The sequence below is a fragment of the Oceanobacillus halophilus genome (assembly GCF_003628505.1).
GTDB lineage: Bacteria > Bacillota > Bacilli > Bacillales > Amphibacillaceae > Oceanobacillus > Oceanobacillus halophilus.
In genome coordinates, this window is record NZ_RBZP01000045.1 from 1 (window position 1) to 2,037 (window position 2,037).

Below are 2,037 nucleotides of genomic sequence, written 5' to 3' on the forward strand. Positions count from 1 at the left end.
GGGTTACATGTAGAGTAGAGAACAGGAAGTAGATAGCGCCTTCTTGCCTTCGGGTTTCAGGGTTTTCCACCTTACTAAGCCAGACTTGAATGCAATCCCTTTCCCTGCTCCCCCTCATCAAACCGTACGTGAGGTTCTCCCTCATACGGCTTTCCGACGTTCTTCTTTCTTTGGCTTTACGTACTTACCTAATGTGCCAGTTTCACTAGCTTGTATTTAGTCCTTTTGCTGACCTCGCTCATACTAGAAATCTTGTGACGTTTATTTCGTTTCCTATTCCAAAATATAGTTAGTCTCCCTATGACGTACCAGTCAATCTCATCTAACCACCTCTTGGCTATCGGTGAGATAAGGTAATAGTTCTTAAATCCTTGTAATCTCCGATTTAATCCTTTAATTAATTCATCCATTTCAAGGGTTAATTTGTGATTCTTTGCCACGAATTCCTTTATCTTCTCCCGCATTCTGTTCATCGCCTTTTTGGTTGGAATATGGGACATTAAGTATATTTTATAATTACCTTCCTTAAGAACAGGGAATTTCCTGTGATGCAAGCCTAGAAAGTCAAACCCATCAGAATCATCCCATATATTGACAAGCCTTGACTTTTCTGCGCTGAGTGTAAGGTCTAATTTCTTCATAATTCCTTTTAGCACTCGTATGCTTTTCAAAGCTTGACTCTTGGTACGACACATAATGACAAAATCATCTGCATAGCGAACAATTTGCCCTAAATGGGCAAATTTCTTCAACCAAAGAGAATCCAATACATTTAAGTAGATATTTGATAGTAACGGTGAAATGACACCACCTTGTGGAACTCCGGTTACAGAATCACGAAAATGGCCATCTTCCATGATTCCAGCTTCTAGCCATTTGCGTATGAGTTTCACTATTCTTCTGTCACTAATACGCATTTCGATAAGTTTTAACAATTTATCTTGATTGATATTGTCAAAATAACCTTTGATGTCCACATCAACTACCCAATAAGATTTCTTGCTGGCTTTCCTAATTCTCGCTATGGCTTGATGAGCATTTCGCTTTGGTCGGAAACCATAAGAACAGTCTTGGAAGTCTGCTTCAAAGATTGGTTCAATCACCATCTTCATTGCCATCTGCGCCACTCTGTCTTTTATCGTTGGAATACCCAATGGTCTTGATTTCGCATTCCCTTTTGGAATGTAGGCTCTTCTTACCGGTTTCGGTCGGAATCGATTTTCTTTCAGTTCAAGGTACAGTTCATTTAGAAACTTCCTCTCACCATATTCGTCTACTATCTTTTCAATAGTTTGTCCATCGATTCCTCCACTTCCCCTCTTTCTTTTAACTTTACGCCATGCTTCTGCTAGTATGTCGGGACGATAGACCTTATCATACAATGCATGAAAACGTCTTGTAGGGCTTTCCTTGGCACAAAGATATAAAGTTTTCCAAAGTTGTTGAGCTTTTACATTGGTGTAGTTAGCTAGTTTTCCAGCATTCACTCACTCGTACCTCCTTCAAACTTGTGAACGAAGTAGGGTACTGGCTTTTGCCGTCCTTCCCTAGGCAATGTTTTGTTGTCATTACCATCATCGGTACTATGACCCCCTCCGACTCCCTCTCAGTCCATCCACCATTTCACCCTTTGGCTTATAGGTTTCTGTTTACTCCGCGTGTAGAGTTACCGAGGAGGGTATCCCCAGTTACGTTAATTACTTTCCTAGCATACCGATCTCTATACCCCGAGGGATTCTTCAATGCTGCACTTTCAAGTTCTTCACATCTTCCATGGTCTTCCCCCACGTGCGCCAGGGTCGACTCCCCTTTGTCCTTCTATAGAAGGTCTCTCTTGACGAGGCGGCAAGATTCACTTAATGTTACGGTCTGCTATTTCGCTAGCACTTCGTTAGAAGCTACGTTGTCACAGGGCTTCAACCTTAGGATTTCTCCACCAGCTGCCTGTCAGCTACCAAGCGCCTTGACACTTACTTGGGTTGAACTTTCATCAACCAGCAATTAACGGCTTGCTGGGCACGCCGCACGCAGAAAAAA

At 42.2% G+C, this 2,037-nt stretch carries 1 protein-coding gene; it reads right to left on the reverse strand.

The window, feature by feature from the left end; genetic code table 11:
• Window positions 1–188: 188 nt before the first annotated feature.
• Complete coding sequence (gene ltrA, locus D8M06_RS19575; protein WP_121206245.1) at window positions 189–1,487, reverse strand: group II intron reverse transcriptase/maturase; 1,299 nt, start codon at window positions 1,485–1,487, stop codon at window positions 189–191.
• Between the last annotated feature and the right edge of the window lie 550 nt (window positions 1,488–2,037).